The sequence below is a fragment of the Neorhizobium sp. LjRoot104 genome (assembly GCF_964253725.1).
Classification (GTDB): domain Bacteria; phylum Pseudomonadota; class Alphaproteobacteria; order Rhizobiales; family Rhizobiaceae; genus Neorhizobium.
In genome coordinates, this window is the sequence record NZ_CAXURS020000001.1 from 3,947,355 (window position 1) to 3,964,891 (window position 17,537).

The 17,537-nt window shown below is 60.2% G+C and carries 17 protein-coding genes and 1 pseudogene; 11 read left to right on the forward strand and 7 right to left on the reverse strand.

The window, feature by feature from the left end; genetic code table 11:
- The first annotated feature begins 56 nt into the window (after nt 1–56).
- The 5 genes from rlmH (at nt 57) to ACSQ8R_RS19390 (ending at nt 5,210) form a co-directional block, all read left to right on the forward strand.
- On the forward strand, nt 57–539 hold the full coding sequence (gene rlmH / locus ACSQ8R_RS19370; protein ID WP_436254871.1) for a 23S rRNA (pseudouridine(1915)-N(3))-methyltransferase RlmH: 483 nt from the start codon (nt 57–59) through the stop codon (nt 537–539).
- Nucleotides 540–630: 91 nt separating this feature from the next.
- Nucleotides 631–2,034, forward strand: coding sequence for a murein hydrolase activator EnvC family protein (locus tag ACSQ8R_RS19375; protein WP_436254872.1), 1,404 nt, complete (start codon nt 631–633; stop codon nt 2,032–2,034).
- On the forward strand, nt 2,024–3,358 hold the full coding sequence (locus ACSQ8R_RS19380; RefSeq protein WP_436254873.1) for a S41 family peptidase: 1,335 nt from the start codon (nt 2,024–2,026) through the stop codon (nt 3,356–3,358). The genes ACSQ8R_RS19375 and ACSQ8R_RS19380 overlap by 11 nt, the downstream gene beginning before the upstream one ends.
- A gap of 90 nt (nt 3,359–3,448) precedes the next feature.
- Nucleotides 3,449–4,648: a divergent polysaccharide deacetylase family protein gene (locus tag ACSQ8R_RS19385; protein ID WP_436254874.1), complete on the forward strand. Its 1,200-nt coding sequence runs from the start codon at nt 3,449–3,451 to the stop codon at nt 4,646–4,648.
- A 16-nt stretch (nt 4,649–4,664) separates the two neighbouring features.
- Nucleotides 4,665–5,210 carry an RNA pyrophosphohydrolase gene (locus ACSQ8R_RS19390; protein ID WP_436254875.1) on the forward strand — a complete coding sequence of 182 codons (546 nt, stop codon included), beginning with the start codon at nt 4,665–4,667 and terminating at the stop codon, nt 5,208–5,210.
- Nucleotides 5,211–5,323: 113 nt separating this feature from the next.
- Here ACSQ8R_RS19390 and bfr read toward each other — a convergent pair whose 3' ends face one another.
- The 5 genes and pseudogenes from bfr to ACSQ8R_RS19415 all read right to left on the reverse strand — a co-directional run bounded on the left by bfr (nt 5,324) and on the right by ACSQ8R_RS19415 (nt 12,084).
- Entirely contained in the window at nt 5,324–5,809 is a 486-nt protein-coding gene (gene bfr / locus ACSQ8R_RS19395) for a bacterioferritin (RefSeq protein WP_007764418.1), read from the reverse strand.
- Nucleotides 5,775–6,169, reverse strand: a pseudogene (locus tag ACSQ8R_RS19400) ((2Fe-2S)-binding protein). The gene bfr and the pseudogene ACSQ8R_RS19400 overlap by 35 nt, the downstream one beginning before the upstream one ends.
- A 65-nt stretch (nt 6,170–6,234) precedes the next feature.
- The gene (locus ACSQ8R_RS19405) at nt 6,235–9,687 is read right to left on the reverse strand and encodes an error-prone DNA polymerase (protein ID WP_436254876.1); all 3,453 of its coding nucleotides are present in this window, start codon (nt 9,685–9,687) and stop codon (nt 6,235–6,237) included.
- Nucleotides 9,684–11,105, reverse strand: a complete 1,422-nt coding sequence (locus tag ACSQ8R_RS19410) for a Y-family DNA polymerase (RefSeq protein ID WP_436255520.1) — start codon at nt 11,103–11,105, stop codon at nt 9,684–9,686. Before ACSQ8R_RS19410 ends, ACSQ8R_RS19405 begins: the two co-directional genes overlap by 4 nt.
- A 40-nt stretch (nt 11,106–11,145) precedes the next feature.
- The gene (locus ACSQ8R_RS19415; protein WP_436255521.1) at nt 11,146–12,084 is read right to left on the reverse strand and encodes an ImuA family protein; all 939 of its coding nucleotides are present in this window, start codon (nt 12,082–12,084) and stop codon (nt 11,146–11,148) included.
- Between the two features lie 172 nt (nt 12,085–12,256).
- On the opposite strand from ACSQ8R_RS19415, the gene ACSQ8R_RS19420 reads away from it, so the two are divergent.
- Entirely contained in the window at nt 12,257–12,694 is a 438-nt protein-coding gene (locus ACSQ8R_RS19420; RefSeq protein ID WP_007764405.1) for a metallopeptidase family protein, read from the forward strand.
- 15 nt (nt 12,695–12,709) lie between these two features.
- Here ACSQ8R_RS19420 and ACSQ8R_RS19425 read toward each other — a convergent pair whose 3' ends face one another.
- Nucleotides 12,710–12,916 carry a DUF1737 domain-containing protein gene (locus ACSQ8R_RS19425; RefSeq protein WP_007764402.1) on the reverse strand — a complete coding sequence of 69 codons (207 nt, stop codon included), beginning with the start codon at nt 12,914–12,916 and terminating at the stop codon, nt 12,710–12,712.
- A complete protein-coding gene (locus ACSQ8R_RS19430) occupies nt 12,913–13,815 on the reverse strand; it encodes an HpcH/HpaI aldolase/citrate lyase family protein (RefSeq protein WP_436254877.1) in 903 nt (300 codons plus the stop codon). Before ACSQ8R_RS19430 ends, ACSQ8R_RS19425 begins: the two co-directional genes overlap by 4 nt.
- A gap of 107 nt (nt 13,816–13,922) precedes the next feature.
- Here ACSQ8R_RS19430 and ACSQ8R_RS19435 point away from each other — a divergent pair, with 107 nt between their 5' ends.
- The 5 genes from ACSQ8R_RS19435 (at nt 13,923) to lpxE (ending at nt 17,477) form a co-directional block, all read left to right on the forward strand.
- Complete coding sequence (locus tag ACSQ8R_RS19435; protein ID WP_210013477.1) at nt 13,923–14,150, forward strand: hypothetical protein; 228 nt, start codon at nt 13,923–13,925, stop codon at nt 14,148–14,150.
- A 137-nt stretch (nt 14,151–14,287) separates the two neighbouring features.
- The gene (gene leuD / locus ACSQ8R_RS19440) at nt 14,288–14,893 is read left to right on the forward strand and encodes a 3-isopropylmalate dehydratase small subunit (protein ID WP_046634664.1); all 606 of its coding nucleotides are present in this window, start codon (nt 14,288–14,290) and stop codon (nt 14,891–14,893) included.
- A gap of 16 nt (nt 14,894–14,909) precedes the next feature.
- The gene (locus ACSQ8R_RS19445; RefSeq protein WP_436254878.1) at nt 14,910–15,299 is read left to right on the forward strand and encodes a RidA family protein; all 390 of its coding nucleotides are present in this window, start codon (nt 14,910–14,912) and stop codon (nt 15,297–15,299) included.
- 108 nt (nt 15,300–15,407) lie between these two features.
- Nucleotides 15,408–16,517, forward strand: coding sequence for a 3-isopropylmalate dehydrogenase (gene leuB / locus ACSQ8R_RS19450; protein WP_436254879.1), 1,110 nt, complete (start codon nt 15,408–15,410; stop codon nt 16,515–16,517).
- 135 nt (nt 16,518–16,652) lie between these two features.
- Nucleotides 16,653–17,477: a lipid A 1-phosphatase LpxE gene (gene lpxE / locus ACSQ8R_RS19455; protein ID WP_436254880.1), complete on the forward strand. Its 825-nt coding sequence runs from the start codon at nt 16,653–16,655 to the stop codon at nt 17,475–17,477.
- Nucleotides 17,478–17,537: the final 60 nt, after the last annotated feature.

A 17,537-nucleotide genomic window follows, 5' to 3' on the forward strand; every position in this document is an offset into this window, starting at 1 on the left:
GGTGCAAACTCGCCGCTGGAAGAGGTTTTCGGCCGCAAAATTCAACGGATCAGGACATGCGAATAAGCCTTTTTGCCGTGGGACGGCTGAAAACCGGACCGGAAAAGGATCTTGCGTCCCGTTATCTCGACCGCTTTGCCAAGGCTGGCCCGGCGGTGGGTCTGGAATTGTCGAAACTGATCGAGATCCAGGAAAGCCGGGCGGCAAATGCCGACACCCGCAAGCGCGAGGAAGCGGCCGGGCTCGAAAAGGCGCTTGCCGAAGGCGCGGTCCTCATTCTTCTCGACGAACGCGGCAAGGCGCTCGACAGCGAAGCCTTTGCCGGCATGATCGGCCGATACCGCGACAACGGCAAACGCGACATGATGCTGGCGATCGGCGGAGCCGACGGTCTCGACCCCGAACTCCGCGAACGGGCCGATATGGTGCTCAACCTCGGCTCGATGACCTGGCCGCACCAGCTGGTGCGCATCCTGATCGCGGAACAGCTCTACCGCGCCGTCACCATTCTTTCGGGCCATCCCTATCACCGGGCTTAAACGATCGTTTACCTTCAAACACGATGTTGTTTGTGGCCTCGTCGGGCAAATCAGCTTAAGTTTTCTCGATCCGGCGAATAGCGGAGCGGGAATGCGGACAATCAGGATCACATCGTACCGGCGCGCGCTGCTTCTGGCGGCGGGTTTCGGTTTCGCGCTGATCCCGCCCCTCCCCATCTTCAACCACGCACGCGCCCAGAACGTTTCCCCTCAGGCAGCGCCCGCCGCCGCAGTCGATCCGACGGCCGACTTGCAGCGCCGGCGCAACGAAACCCGCGGCGAGCTCGAAGTTCTGACCAGGAACATGAAGATTTCCGGCGACAGGGCCGCCGCGATCGAGAAGAACATCGCCGATATCAGGAAGAACACCGCCGATGTCCGCCAGGCGCTGATCGATTCGGCCACCCGTCGGAAAAGCCTGGAAACCAGGATCCTGGACAGCGAGAAGAAGATAACCGAGCTGAAGCTCAAGGAGGACGGTATCCGCACCTCGCTGCGCGGCCGCCGCGCCGTGCTCTCGGAGGTGCTGGCAGCCTTGCAGCGCATGGGCCGCAATCCTCCTCCGGCACTTCTGGTGACGCCCGATGATGCGCTCGCCTCGGTTCGCAGCGCGATCCTGCTCGGCGCCGTCGTTCCTGGCATGCGCCACGAGGCGGACAGGCTGGTTGCCGACCTCCAATCCTTGGCCTCTCTGCAGGCTTTGGCGATGACCGAGAAGACCACCGTCTCCAACACCATTGCCGCGAGCCTCGAAGAGGACCGGCGCATGACCCTGCTGCTCGCCGAAAACGAAAAATTGAACAGGCGTAACGCGGCCGATCTCGACGCCGAGCGCCACCGCTCCGAGGAGCTTGCCGGCCGTGCCACCACCCTCGAGAACCTTATCCAGTCGTTCGAAGGCGAAATCGCCTCCGTGCGCGAGGCGATCGACCGCGCGCGTGCCGAGGAAGAGCGTCAGCGCATGATGTCCGACGCCGAGCGCGAAAAGGCAAAGCAGCTTGCCCAGAGCGGCGTGCCCGACAAAAACCGCATTGCGCCCGCATACGCGTTTTCAAGCCTCAGGCAAAAACTGGAGCTTCCGGTTGCCGGAGATGTATTGCGGTGGTTCGGCGATTCCGACGGGACTGGGCACTCGGCAAGAGGCATGACCGTTGCTTCGAATGCGGGTGCCGTGGTGACGGCGCCGGCTGACGGCCTGGTGGTTTTCGCCGGAGCCTTCCGGAGTTACGGACAGATGATCATCCTCAATGCCGGAGATGGATACCATCTGGTTCTGACCGGCATGGACGTTGTGAATGCACGGCAGGGCAAGTTCGTTTTCGCAGGCGAGCCCATTGCGGTGATGGGTGAGAAAAGAGTGGCAAGCGCAACTGCATTGGCGCTGGAAACAGATCGTCCAACGCTTTACATTGAATTCCGAAAAGATGGCACACCGGTCGATTCCAAACCGTGGTGGACCTCGAAAGAAACTGGAAGGGCACGAAATGATTCGTAGGGCTTCTCTTGTCATCGTCGGTGCACTCTTGGGTGCCACCGCGATGAGCGTGATTTATTCGGCCGGTGTGCCGGCGCAGGCCGCCGGCCCTTCGACCTACAGGGAATTGTCGATCTTCGGCGACGTCTTCGAACGTGTCCGCGCCCAGTACGTGACGCCGCCGGATGAAGAAAAGCTGGTCGAGAACGCCATCAACGGCATGCTGACCTCGCTCGATCCCCATTCGAGCTTCATGAATGCAAAGGATGCCGAAGACATGCGCACGCAGACGCGTGGCGAATTCGGCGGCCTCGGCATCGAAGTGACGATGGAAAACGAACTCGTCAAGGTCATCGCGCCGATCGACGATACGCCCGCTTCCAAGGCCGGCATTCTGGCAGGCGACTTCATCTCCGAGATCGACGGCGCGCCGGTGCGCGGCCTGAAGCTGGAAGAAGCCGTCGAGAAAATGCGCGGCGGCGTCAACACCCCGATCAAGCTGACGATCATCCGCCAGGGCGCCGACAAGCCGCTCGACATCACCGTGGTACGCGACATCATCGCGGTCCGCGCCGTGAAGTCCCGCGTCGAAGGCGGCGATGTCGGTTATGTCCGCGTCATTTCCTTCACCGAGAAGACCTATGACGACCTCGAGAAGGCGATCAAGAAGATCAAGGCGGACGTCCCGGCCGACAAGCTGAAGGGCTACGTACTCGACCTGCGCCTTAACCCGGGCGGTCTGCTCGACCAGGCGATCAACGTTTCCGACGCCTTCCTGGAACGTGGCGAAGTGGTCTCGACCCGCGGCCGCAATGCCGACGAGACCCGCCGCTTCAACGCCGGCCCGGGCGATCTGACCGACGGCAAGCCGGTCATCGTGCTTGTCAACGGCGGCTCGGCTTCGGCTTCGGAAATCGTCGCCGGTGCGCTGCAGGACCTGCGCCGCGCCACGGTTCTCGGCACCCGCTCCTTCGGCAAGGGTTCGGTCCAGACGATCATCCCGCTCGGCGATGCCGGCGCGCTGCGTCTGACCACCGCGCTCTATTACACGCCGTCGGGCAAGTCGATCCAGGGCACCGGCATCCAGCCGGACATCAAGGTCGAACAGCCGCTGCCGGCGGAACTGCAGGGCAAGATCAGGGCTGAGGGCGAATCCAGCCTGCGCGGCCACATCCAGGGTGCTGCGGAGACCGATGAAGGTTCCGGTTCCGCCGCCTACGTGCCGCCGGAAGCCAAGGACGACATCCAGCTCAACTATGCGCTCGATCTCTTCCGCGGCGTGAAGAAGGACCCGGCCTTCCCGCCGAGCCCGGATAAGGCCGCAGCCGCGACGATCAAGAAGTAAAGACAATCATCGGGCCGGCCAGCGTGACGCGTTGAAAAGACGCCGCGCTGGCCGGTTCTTCGTATCTGCAGACAGAACGCGGAATAGACCTTGGGCACCGATCTCCACGCACCGCTCGGACAGAACCGGCCGGCCGCTCGGCGACGGAAGGGAAGGTTTTCTCTCTCGATCGTTTTGTCGATGCTCGCAGTTGCCGGCATCCTGGGGCTTTCGCTCTACGCCATGCGCGGCGATGACGCCCTGAAGCAGGTCGCCTCCAACGCGCCGCCCGCTTCCAAGCCGGAACAGGTCCAGCCTCCCGCAAAATCCGGCCAGGACCTGGCGCCGCAACAATCCACGGGCATGCCCCGTTCCGATCCGAATTCCGGCGCCAATATCGAGCGGACGCTGACCGATGACGGGTCGGTCGTCACCAAGTACACGCCGCGCCCGCGCGACGGCAGCGGGCCGGTGATGATCGGCACGCAGCGGATCGGCCAGGACCCGCGTGTGGCCGCCCAACCCAACGATGCGCTGCTGGAAGATTCGCCCCATGGCCGGCTGCCAATCGTCGGGCCTGGCGGGCAGCGACCGATGGACCAGTATGCGCGGCCCTGGTCCGGCGCGCGCGGGACCCGAATCGCGATCGTTGTCGGTGGCCTTGGCCTCAGCCAGACAGGCACCCAGCGGGCAATCCGCGACCTGCCGCCGACGGTGACGCTCGCCTTTGCCGTCAGCGGCAACAGCCTGCAGCGCTGGATGCAGGAAGCCCGCCGTGCAGGTCACGAGATCCTGATCCAGGTGCCGTTCGAACCGTTCGACTATCCGGCCAACGATCCGGGCCCAGGTACACTGCTGACCAGGATATCCGCCAAGGACAATCTCGGCCGCCTTCACCAGGCCATGGGTGAGATTACCAACTATACCGGCGTCATGAACTATCTCGGCGGCCGCTATCTGTCGGATGCGGGCGCATTGGAGCCGATCCTGCGCGACATTTCCAAACGCGGGCTGCTTTTCCTCGACGACGGAACGTCCGCGCAGTCGAAGACTGCGATCGTCGCAAAGGCGATCGAATTGCCGCATGCCTTCGGCGATCTGACGCTTGATGGGCAATTGCAGAAGGATGCCATCCTCAAGAAACTTGACGAACTGGAGCGCATTGCCGGCCGCAAGGGTACGGCGATCGGCGTCGCCTCGGCTTTCGACGAGAGCATCGATGCGATAAGGCAATGGAGCGAGGAAGTCTCGCAACGGGGTATCGAGATTGTCGGCGTCTCGTCGCTCGCGAGCGAAAGTGTCGGACCGTGATCGATCGGAGTTTTCCATGAGCAAAAAAGGCACACGTTCGGTCGTCGCCGAGGAACTTCCCTACCGGCCCTGCGTCGGCATCATGGTTCTGAACCATGAAGGTCTTGTCTGGGCCGGTCGGCGCATCAGCGAGGGCAACAGCGAATTTGACGGTTCGCCGCAGCTCTGGCAGATGCCGCAGGGTGGCATCGACAAGGGCGAGGAACCGCTTCCGGCGGCCTATCGCGAACTCTACGAGGAAACCGGGATGCGCTCCGTCACCCTGCTCGCCGAGGCGGACGACTGGATCAATTACGATCTGCCAGCGCACCTGATCGGCATCGGGCTGAAGGGAAAATATCGCGGCCAGACGCAGCGCTGGTTCGCCTTCCGCTTTGATGGCGACGAAAGCGAGATCGCCATCAACCCACCGCCTGGTGGACATGCGCCGGAATTCGACGCCTGGGAATGGAAGCCGATGGCCGAGCTTCCCAGCCTGATCGTGCCCTTCAAGCGCGCGGTCTACGACCAGGTCGTGGCGGAGTTTAAGCATCTGGCCGAGACAGCGACCCAGCGGCTCTGACCGACTGGCGGCGCTCGCCCGGCTCGGCCGACTGCCTGTCAACATTCATGGACAGAAAAAATCCCGGCGGAGCGGATGCCTCGCCGGGATTTTACATGTTCGAATGTCAGCGATTATTCGGCAGAATCGGCAGATTCTGCATTGAGGAGGCCGTAGCGTTCCTCACCGATTTTCGCCAGCAGATCGAGTTGGGTTTCAAGGAAGTCGATATGGCCTTCCTCGTCCATCAGAAGCTCTTCGAAGAGCTTCATCGAAACGTAGTCGCCAGCCGCGTGACAGATATCGCGGGAAGCCTTGTAGGCCGTGCGGGCATCATATTCGCCGGCAAGATCGGCCTCCAGCACTTCCTTGACGTTCTGGCCGATGCGAAGCGGGGCAAGCGTCTGCAGGTTGGGATGGCCTTCGAGAAAGATGATGCGATCGATGAGGCGATCAGCATGATGCATTTCTTCGATCGATTCCGCCCGCTCTTTTTTTGCGAGCTTCTTGAAGCCCCAATCGTCCAGCAGGCGATAATGCAGCCAATACTGGTTGACTGCGCCCAACTCGAGAAAAAGTGCCTCGTTAAGCCGCTCGATGACCTTTGAGTCGCCTTTCAATGTCCGCTCTCCTGTTTTCCTCATGGAATTGTCTCAAGCGGGACATATATACGACCACCTCGTCTTCCGTCGAGTGGTGCGTGGCGTGATATTCCTCGGTTGTGCGGATGATCAGATCGACGACGCCCGGAAAGCAGCCGCAGCAGCGACCACGCTTGGCCATGGCGTGGTAGACCTTTGACGGTACGATAAGCTGCCAACAGTCGTCATCAAGGAGCTGCGTGATGACGTCCTTGATTTCCCTGTCGGTGATGTAATTGCAACTGCAAACCAGCATTCTCGGTCGACCTGCCAAACATGACCTGTAACATCTTCTTTTTGCGAAAGCGGATAGGAGATGTCAAGAAAAAATCGACGCATATGCGCTCCTTCTTATGAAGGCTGTTGCAATCCCTTCTTCTACCTTCGTGTTATTACAGCAGCATTCAGTGGAAATTGCGGCCTTTCGGCATGACACTCCCTGGTCCGGTTCCGTAGGAATCGTGGGCTCCGGTTTCCTTCGCGCTCTCCCTGACTGCCCCCTCCATTCCATTGGAGCGTCTTTTCTGCCGATGCTCGCCGCTGGACTGCAACACTTCATCGGAGCTGACCGACACGCCGAACCGCCTTGCTTCCTTCTGCAGCAGTCCCAGCATCGGGGTAATATCCTCGATATGCTCGACCACCGTATGGATGACGCCGCTCTGGCTTTGCAGCCTGCCATGGATCTTCACGAGGCGGGCGCCCATGACGACCGGGCGATATTTGTCGAATGTCTTTTTCCAGACGATTGCATTCGCAACGCCGGTTTCGTCCTCCAAGGTCATGAAGATGACCCCCTTGGCAGAACCTGGACGCTGCCGCACGAGAACAAGCCCACCGATCGTCACCCTCTGCCCGTTCGGAACCGCCAGCAGATCGACACTGCGCTTGATCCCCATCTGCTTGAATTCTTCGCGAAGGAAGGAGACGGGATGTCCTTTCAACGAAAGCGACAGATATCGGTAGTCCTCGATCACCTCTTCGCCCGGCAGCATTCCGGGAAGCTTTGCTTTCGGCTCAGGCCGGAGATCCGCACCATCGGCGAGCTCGAACAAGGATCTATTCTTCGCCGAATTCCTTGCATCCAGTCCCCGAACCGCCCAAAGCGCGTCACGGCGCGGTAGCCTCATGCCTTTGAAGGAATCGGTAAAAGCATCCGCATCCGCAAGACGCTCGATATCCGATTTGCCGAGCCCCGACCGAAGCCAGAGATCATGGATGGACGTATATCCTTCCCCCCGATTGGCGATGAGCTTGTCAAGCATGTCATCTTCGGAAAGACCTTTGACCTGGCGGAAACCTAGGCGCACGGCATATTTCGTCTTGATGACATCACGCATGGACTCGTGACGCCTGTCGATTGCAGTTCTATCGAACGGAGCCTTCTCAAGAGTGCAGTCCCATTGCGACCTGTTGACATCAACGGGGAGAATTTTCACCCCATGCTCACGCGCATCGCGAATAAGCTGTGCCGGCGCATAAAACCCCATCGGTTGCGAATTCAGCATCGCCGCGCAGAAAACGTCCGGGTAATAGGCTTTGATCCAGGACGAAACGTAGACGAGCAGGGCAAACGAAGCCGCGTGGCTCTCCGGGAACCCATATTCGGCAAATCCTTCGATCTGGCTGAAACAGCTTTCCGCAAATTCCCTGGTGTAAATTCCTTTCTTAAGCATACCCCCTACAAAGTCGCGCCTAAATTCTTCGACACGTCCCGACCGTTTGAAAGTTGCCATCGACCGGCGAAGCTTGTCGGCTTTTTCAGGAGAAAAACCGGCGGCAGTAATAGCAATCTGCATTGCCTGCTCTTGGAAAAGCGGGACGCCAAGCGTCCTCTCCAATACGTCTTCAAGCTCGGGACTGGGATAATCGATGGGCTGATTTTTTCTGACAGCTTCCCGCCGCTTCAAATAAGGATGGACCATGTTTCCTTGAATAGGGCCTGGACGAACGATCGCGACTTCGACAACAAGATCATAAAATTCTCTTGGCCGAAGCCGTGGCAGCATGCTCATTTGAGCACGGCTCTCGATCTGGAACACCCCGATCGTATCAGCCCGGCAAATCATGTCGTAGACATCGTGCCGCTCGTCCTTTTGAAGCCCGTCCAAGGTCGCCTTATACTGGTAATGCACTTCCATGAGCTCGAACGCTCTCTTCAGGCAGGTCAGCATACCCAGGGCCAAAACGTCGATCTTCAGGAGCTTCAGCGTATCGAGATCATCCTTGTCCCATTCAATCATGTAACGGCCGGGCATTGCCGTCTTCATGATCGGGACGACTTCATCGAGACGGTCGCGCGTGATCAGAAAACCGCCGACATGCTGGGTGAGATGACGCGGAAACCCCATGAGCTCCTGGGCATGTGACATGACTTTTAATGTTGTGGCATCTTCCACATCAAGCCCAGCCGCTTTCGCATCCCGCTCCGAGAGAGCGTCTTCCGACCAACCCCAGACAAGGCTGGAAAGGGCGGCCTGTACATCCCCCGACAGGCCAAAAGCCTTGGCGACTTCACGCCCCGCCATCCGGGTCCGATAACTCGTGACTGCTGCTGTCAAGCCGGCATGGCGATAGCCGTAATGCTCATAGATATATTGGATGACCTCTTCGCGACGAGCATGTTCAAAATCGACATCGATATCCGGCGGTTCATTACGCTGTGTTGAAATGAACCGCGCGAAAAGTAATTTTGTCGTGGTTGGATCAACCTCCGTGATCCCCAGGCAGTAACAGACCGTTGAATTGGCCGCCGACCCGCGCCCCTGACACAGGATTTTCAATACATGCCGAGCATGCCAAACGATGTGACGAACCGTCAAAAAATAGGGTTCGTATTGCATTTCCTTGATGAGACTCAGCTCATACCCGATTTGATCTAAAACGGTCTCAGGAATCTTCTTCGGATATCTGCGTCTTGCCCCCTCCCACGTCAGTCGTTCCAGGGTTTCCGACATGGTTTCGCCTGGCACAGTTTCATCCGGATAATTATGCTCCAGCTCTTCAAGAGAGAATTTGAGCTGGCCGGCGAATTTCCGGGTGTTCGCGATTGCATCCGGGTATGCATGAAAAAGCCGCGCCATCTCGGCCACCTGCTTGATACAGCGTTCTCCATTCGGAACCAGGCGAAAACCGGCCTCCTGAATTGTAACATGTTCTCGAATGGCCGTTACGACATCCGATAGCGACCGCCGTTCGGGAAGATGGAAGAGCGGCTGGTTGGTTGCAATCAATGGCAAGCTGTTTCGAGATGCGATCTCGGCAAATGACGCAAAAACAAGCCTGTCCCGCCCATCATAGGTGGGAGACAAGGCAAGATAGACGTTCTTTTTGAACTTGCTTCGATAAGCCTTCAGTTTTTCGCTCAGGTCTGCCAGATAGGCGCCATCTTCAGCGCGGGAAAAATCCGGCACGACCGCAAGCCTCATCTCGTCGCACCATTCCAGGAAGTCCCATTCCTCAAGAATGCAGGAGCCTTTTTCGGTCCTCAGATTTCCCCGGCTCAGGAGCCGACAGAGATTAGCCCAGCCTTGACGGTTCTTCGGATAGGCCAGGACATCCGGCGTATCGTCCGAGAAGACAAGTCGGGCTCCAGGATGGAAAGCACAGGGCCAGACAGCATCTTCCTCATCCTCCTTTTTGCCCTGCTCCTGCTGCCGTTTATAAGTCTCCTTCATCTCACGGACTTGATTATGCGCCCGCACCACGCCTGCAACCGAATTACGATCCACGATCCCAAGACCGGAAAGCCCCAGAATACTGGCGGTCAACACCATCTCCTCCGGTCTGGCTGCGCCTTCCAGGAAGGAAAAATTGCTTTTGGCGCCGATCTCGAAAAAAGCAGCAACGTCCGTCATGCGAAGATTCCATGGACGTGCCAGGTCGGCGGTTCATTCTTAGGGTTGTAGCGACCCTTTCTGAAAATCCAGAAGCGGCGGCCCACCTCGCTTTCGAGCCGGAAATAGTCGCGCTCCTCGGCGCTTTCCTTATCGACCCACCATTCCGGCGAAATACGTTCCGGACCTTCTGCGCGGATGACCTGGTGGACGGTACGGCGCCAGCGGAAGCGCTGGGGAGGTCCGTCCGGCACTTCCGCCGCAAAGGCTTCCATGAGTTCGGGATGACGGAACAGCCGCAGGGGGCGATCGGCTTTCGGTGCAAAGGCAAAAACCTCCTCGGTCTTTTCCGGAGCGACTTGCACGGCAATGGCCGGAACGAAAATCTGGGCGCGTTCCGGCATATGGCTCTGGCGGAGTTCAGCCACTTGCAGACAGTCCGCCCCCAATCGCGCCGAGACCCGATCGATAAAATCCGCCAGTGAAATTTTGCCATCGTCCTCGCCGGTGAAATCGCCCTGATCCGTCCTGAACGGATCGTGCTGCAGCACGTTGAGGCGCAAGAGTTCGAAACCGTATCCGGCATCAATATCGTCATAAATCGCGGTCAGACGCTCGGCAAACAGTGCGGAGATACGGCACGGATCGCGAAGCGGTCGTGATGCGCCGGCGGCGATGCGGAAAACCCGGCCGTCGATCCGGAACAGCACGAGTTCGAAAACCCGGCCGCCCACGCCGCGCGCCTCCAGCCCCGGTTTCAGGGAACTGGCGATCTGGCCGGTCAATTGAAGGATATGGTCTTCCGCCTGGATCGGCTCGGCAAGTTTTCGCTCGGCGGAAAGTGCCGCCACCGGCCGGCGAGGCGAAATGGCCTCCTCGTTCACACCCAAGGCCTGATCCAGGCGAAGCAGAAGCTGTTTTCCGAAGCGGCGGGCGAGCGGTGCACGCGGCAGCGGCAGCAGGTCGCCGATCCGCTTCAGCCCGAGCTTGTAGAGCGAGGCGATCGTTGCGCCGTCGATCCTCAGGGCATTGACCGGCAGCGGCGCCAGAACCTCTCCCATCGGCCCCTCGGCAATCACCCCGCCCCGGCCGAAGCGACAGGCGGCCCAGGAAAGGCCGGGTGAGGAAGAAATCGCTCCCCTGACATCGAAGCCCATATGGAGAAGCTGGCCGAGCACCTCCTTGAGCAAGACGTGTTCGCCGCCGAAGAGATGTGCGCAGCCGGTAATATCCAAAAAGAGACCATCGCGTCCGTCCAGCGCCACCAGCGGGGTATAACGGTCGCACCAGTCCGCAATCGCTTCGAGCAGAGCGCGGTCGGCCGCCTCGTCCTCATCCACCACGTCGATCTTCGGGAACATCGCGCGTGCTTCCGCCAGACCCTGTCCGCGTTTAAGGCCGAGCCGCTCGGAAACCTCGTCCAGCGCCGTGAGCCGCATCGCGTTTTCGCGCCGCCCCGCACAGAGGATCGGCGGGTGCTCAGGACGCTCTTTCAAGCGCCACGACATCCCCCAGAGCCGGCGCGCGATCCTGTCGGTCGGCAGGTGCGGGAAGACGAGCGCCAGGATGCGCTGGCGGTTTGCGGAAAGAGAAAGCCTCTCCTGCGTCTCGGGGAAGGGAAAATTGACGGTCATGGGGGTTCCACTCCAGAAATAAGGACAGCGGAGCCGGGCTGCGGCTCTTCTCCAGGGTCAGTCTGAAAACGGGATGACCGATACTGCCGCCAAGCACGGATCCATCCGGAAGATGCCGGTGAGCCGCCGGCGCCGGTTCGACAAGGAAGCGGAAGGAGGCGCTGCTCGCTTCCTCCTCTCCCGCATGCCGCAATACAAAGAGGGGCCGCCCCGCCGCCTTTGCCCTGAGACCCAGCCTGCGGCTTTCGGTGAGACCGAAATGCCTGGGGTTCCCCCGGATTTCGAGAATGATGGCGACAAGCGCCCCGCTCGCCACTGCTGTCTCCGCGAGCCACAGGGCATCATCCAGCTTGCGTGGCGAGGCATAGAGAATATCCCGCGGGCTCAATCCGAACTGCTTGAGGCCGACGGAATAGGGAATACCGGCTTCCTGTGCGGAAACGACATCACCGATCCACAGAACCGGCGCCTCGCTCGGTTGCCTCGCTTTCAGATGAGACGCCAGCGAGAGAGCAAAGCCGCTTGCAGCCCCGGCATCCCCCATCAGCAGCGAGCGGATTTCCGTGATGCCGTCGAGCAGCAAACCGCCTTCCAATGCGGTGTCCATCTGCATGATGCCGAATGGCAGGCGGGGCTGGTTGGCCTTGGTTTTCCGGCCTTCCGGATCGGCCGCCAAGTCTCCCTGTTCCGCCGCGGCAAGCGCCGGCAGAGGTTTTCCTTCCAGTCTGGCGATCTGTTCGCGCAGGGCAAAAAGCGCCTCCTGCGCCGTGGCGTGCTCGGCCATGGCGTCAGCTCCATCCATACATGTTCTCTTTATGTTCTTATGGATTCCAGAGCTGTCCGAAAGAGTCAACAGCCAAATCCTGGGAATCTTTTCCTCGGATCCTAGGCCGATGATTCTTCACTCGAAAAATATCGTGGGAGGTACTATATGGGCCTGATCAGAAGGAGAGCCTATGGCCCGCATCGACCAGACCGACGATTGGCAGGATCGCCACGCGCCGACGATCAGCACGTTCGAGTCGCTGGCGATCGAGGCCTATGGTCATTTGCCGGAGGAATTCCGGGCTCTCACCGTCAACCTGACGATCGAGATCGAGGATTTCCCGGACGACGACGTTTTCGAGGACATGGCGCTCGAGACGCCCTTCGACCTGCTCGGCCTGTTCGAAGGGCGCGGCATTTCCGAACGGTTCAACATGGAAACGGGCGAACTGCCGAACCGTATCCGGCTTTATCGCCGGCCGATCCTCGATTACTGGGCGGAAAACGAGGAAACCCTGGGCGATATCATCACCCATGTGCTGATCCACGAGATCGGCCACCATTTCGGCCTCAGCGACGACGACATGGAACGTATCGAGGCGAGCGCCGAGGAAGCGGCCCAGCGCTGATCTTCTGGCGGGAGCTTATTGCTCGCCGAGTTTCATCTCGGGATCGTATTCTTTTCCATGAACGGTCTTCGTCACCGCCTGGCCGCACTGCATCTCGCCGGTCGTGGCGTTGAAGGCATAGGTCGGCGAGCCGGACAGTTCCCAGCCCTTGTTCAGCGCCGCCGTCACCTTGTGGCAAAAGGAGGAATCGTCGGGACCGCTGAGGAAGCGATACAATTTCATGGCGTTTTCTTTCGTTCGGCGATGATCCGGGCCGTGGCGGCAAGTTTTTCGGCCTCCACCAGGTGCAGCCGTTCGACCATCTTGCCGTTCAGGTTGATGACGTTGAGATGTTGCGCCTGCGGTTGCGCGAAGGCGGCGATCACCGCTTCCGCCTCTTCCACGGCTAGGGGGTCCGGCCCGAAATGCCGGTTGGCAGGCTCGATCTGGGCCGGATGGATCAGCATCTTGCCGGAAAAGCCCATGGCGCGGCCCTGCGCACATTCCGCCTCGAAGGCTTCCGCATCCTTGAAGTCGTTGAAGACGCTGTCGATCACATCGACGCCATGGGCGCGGCCGGCGAGCACGACCTGCATCAGCCAGGGCACCAGATAGGCCCGGCCGGGCAACGGCAGCACGCCTGTCTCCTTGCGCAGGTCGTTGAGACCGACCACGAAACACTGGAGCCGCTCGTCGACAGGAGCAATCCCCGGCGCATTCAGGACGCCCTTCGGCGTTTCGATCATCGCCCAGATGGCGAGGCTGTCCGGGACCCCGGCCTCGGAAAGGATATCCGCCACCGCCTGGACCTGCGACATGTGCTCGACCTTCGGGATCAGCACCACGCCGGGAGAGACCTCGGTCACCAGATCCATGTCCGCCTTGCCGAACTCGGTTTCGAGCGGGTTGATACGGATGATCGTTTCCCTGTCCTGCAGCGGGTTTTCCTTAAACAGCCGGCGCAGGTTGTCGCGGGCCTCGGCCTTCTTTTCCGGCGCGACGGAATCTTCCAGATCGAAGATCACCCCGTCGCAATCGAGGCTGTGTACCTTTTCCAATGCCCTCGTATTGCCGGCCGGCACGCTCAGGATCGAGCGGCGGAGGTGAACGGAGGCAAGTTTGATATCGGTCAAGGCGGTCATCGCCGCTTTGTGCCAATCTTTTTGGTCTGCGGCAATACCGCACCGCGCAAAGCCCTTGCAAGACAGGGCGAAAGGCCCCACATTCCTCGATGAGAAAGGTATATACCATGCAAAACATCCGCGTATTCTTCGTCATCGTATCGGCCATTGCCGTGCTCGCCATGGCAGCGCTTCTGACGGCTTCGCTGACCGTCGCCTTTGCCGGCATTCTTGCAGTTCTGTCGATCGGGCGGGCGCTTTCGGCGCGGCTGAAGCCGGTTCCGGTGCGGGCCAAGGCGAACAAGCGGGAAATGCGCGTCTGGAATGACGGCCGCGGCACGATCATTGATCTTTGAGCGTTCCAAGCGCTGACTGAGACGAATACGCCGGTTTCCGGCGTGTTGGCGTACCGGTTCACGCCAAACAGGCCTTCAAATCCGCGTCGATTTGCTTTATGGCAGCTTCCGCAGATAAGTCCACTTGGAGGCAGATCATGGAAAAGTTCACCAAACTCACCGGCGTTGCAGCGCCGCTGCCGGTCATCAATATTGACACGGACATGATCATTCCGAAGGATTATCTCAAGACCATCAAGCGTACCGGTCTTGGCAAGGGCCTCTTCTCGGAAGCCCGCTACAAGGACGACGGTTCGGAAAATCCCGATTTCGTGCTGAACAAGCCGGCCTATCGCAACGCCAAGATCCTGGTTGCGGGCGACAATTTCGGCTGCGGTTCCTCGCGCGAACACGCGCCGTGGGCGCTTCTCGACTTCGGCATCCGCTGCGTCATCTCCACGAGCTTCGCCGACATCTTCTATAATAACTGTTTCAAGAACGGCATCCTGCCGATCGTCGTTTCCCCGGAAGACCTCGAAAAGCTGATGGACGACGCCGAGCGCGGCTCCAACGCCATCCTCTCCATCGACCTGGAAGCCCAGGAAATCACCGGCCCGGATGGCGGCTCGATCCATTTCGACATCGATCCCGGCCGCCGCCACATCATGCTCGAAGGCCTCGACGACATTGCCTCGACGCTGAAGAGCGATGCCGCGATCAGCACTTTCGAGAACAACAACCGAGCCGCTCGCCCCTGGCTCTGATTTCCGGAGCATCCTGATGGTCAAGCGGATTTCCTCCGGATCGCCCTTCGAAGCGCGGATCGGCTATTCGCGTGCCGTAGTGGATGGCGACATGGTCTATGTCTCCGGCACCACCGGCTACGACTATGCCAGGATGGAAATGCCCGACGACGCGGCCGCCCAGACGCGCAACACGCTCGGCACGATCGAGAAGGCGCTGAAGGAGGCCGGCAGCGGCCTCCATGATGTCGTCCGCGTGCGCTACTACCTCACCGACATGGCCGATTACGATGCCATCGTTGAGGTTCTCGGCGAGACCTTCTCCGAGATCCGGCCCGCCGCGACCATGGTCGTCTGCGGCCTCACCACGCCGGAAATGAAGATCGAGATCGAAGTGACTGCCCGCATCGGCGCAGGCAGTCCCTAAAACCTTTCCAGCCTCGTCCTTTGGCAGGCTCGGACGAGGTTTTGCCAGGCGCGGAGATCCCGCGCGGGAGGACGCGAGCCTGCGAAACCCGCAAGGATACCAAACGATATGGCAAAGAACCTCTTCCTCCTTCCCGGTGACGGCATCGGCCCCGAGGCCATGGGCGAAGTCCGCAAAATCATCGCTCACATGAACAGCGCCATGAAAGCCGATTTCGTCCTCGACGAAGGATTGGTCGGCGGCTGCGCTTACGATGCGCATGGCGCCGCCATTTCCGAAGAGGATATGAGCAAGGCCATGAACGCGGATGCCGTGCTTTTCGGCGCCGTCGGCGGTCCGAAATGGGATGACGTTCCTTACGAGGTGCGCCCGGAAGCCGGCCTGCTGCGCCTGCGCAAGGACATGGAACTGTTCGCCAACCTGCGTCCCGCCATCTGCTATCCGGCGCTTGCTTCCGCTTCCTCGCTGAAGCCGGAACTGGTTGAAGGCCTCGACATCCTGATCATTCGCGAACTGACCGGCGGTGTCTATTTCGGCGAGCCGAAGACGATTACCGACCTCGGCAATGGCCAGAAGCGCGCCATCGACACGCAGGTCTATGACACCTACGAAATCGAGCGTATCGCCGGTGTCGCCTTCGAAATGGCGCGCACCCGCAAGAATGCCGTCTGCTCGATGGAAAAGCGCAACGTCATGAAATCCGGCGTGCTGTGGAACCAGGTCGTGACGGCGACGCACAAGGAAAAGTATTCCGACGTCAAGCTGGAACACATGCTGGCAGATGCCGGCGGCATGCAGCTCGTGCGGGCTCCAAAACAGTTCGACGTCATCGTCACCGACAACCTGTTCGGCGACATGCTCTCCGACGTCGCCGCCATGCTGACCGGCTCGCTCGGCATGCTGCCTTCCGCCTCGCTCGGCGCGCCCGATCCCAAGACCGGCAAGCGCAAGGCGCTTTACGAGCCCGTGCACGGTTCGGCGCCTGATATCGCCGGCACCGGCGTTGCCAACCCGATCGCCATGATCGCCTCGTTTGCCATGTGCCTGCGTTACTCGTTCAACATGGTCGCGGAAGCCGACAACCTCGAAAAGGCGATCGCCAACGTGCTCGACCAGGGCACCCGCACCGGCGACATCATGGCCGAAGGCGCGCGCAGGGTCGGCACCGCCGAAATGGGCGATGCGATCCTCAAGGAATTCGTGAGCCTTTCCGCCTGACACACCGATGGGAGCCTTTCCGCCGCAGGGCGGAAAGGCTCGTCGATATTTGGCGCTCGGCATCCCGCTACCCATATCGCGAAATCTATGGGAAGAAGCGGCGCGGGATCGGTCCCGCGCCACGGACAGAGGCCGATGAAACGGACAATCGAAAAACTGAAACATCGGCGATATCGCCGTCCACCCGGGCCTCCGTCGCCCCGATGGCTGTCTTTTGCGCTCGTCACGATCAATCTGATCCTGATCGCCTTTTTCCTGCTCGATGCGCCGGTCGGCTTCTATGCCGCCCATACCCCCAACGTGCTTTTGCCGATCGGCAAGGCGATCACCGATTTCGGCACATCCGGCTGGATCCTTTTTGCAGCCGCACTCCTGTTTTTCGAAGCGCTCGCCGTCATCCGTCTCGCGCCCGGCCTGAAAGCGCGCTTCCAGGCAATGCTGGTCAGCCATGTTGCGGCCTATATCTTTGTGGCCGTTGCCGGTTCAGGCCTTCTCGTCAATCTGGTGAAACGCATCATCGGCCGCGCCCGCCCGGTTCTTTACGAGCAATGGGGCTTTCACGGTTTCAACCCCTTTTCCGGCTCCCGGTTCGAAAGCTTCCCTTCCGGTCACGCAACCACGGTCGGTGCATTCCTGATGGCCCTGGCGCTGCTGGCTCCCCGCTACCGCCTGTTCTTTCTGATCATGAGCCTCTGGATCGGTTTTTCGCGCGTCATCGTCGCGGCGCATTATCCGAGCGACGTGATTGCCGGTCTCTCCTTCGGCGCCTGGTTCTCGATCGTCATGGCGATCGTCTTTTCCCGTTACGGCCTGCTCTTCCGGCAGGAGCCCGACGGTTGGCCGGTTCTGCGCCGGGCCATTCCTCTCCTCTTGCGCCCCGATCGGGCGACCGTGCCACTCCCGCTCCGCGGCATTCCGCCGAAGCGGGAGGCAGGCGAAAAGACCAATGATCCGACATGAAGAAGCCCGGCGCAGAGAACTGCGCCGGGCTTTTCATTTGGGCGGATTACCAAGTTGGAA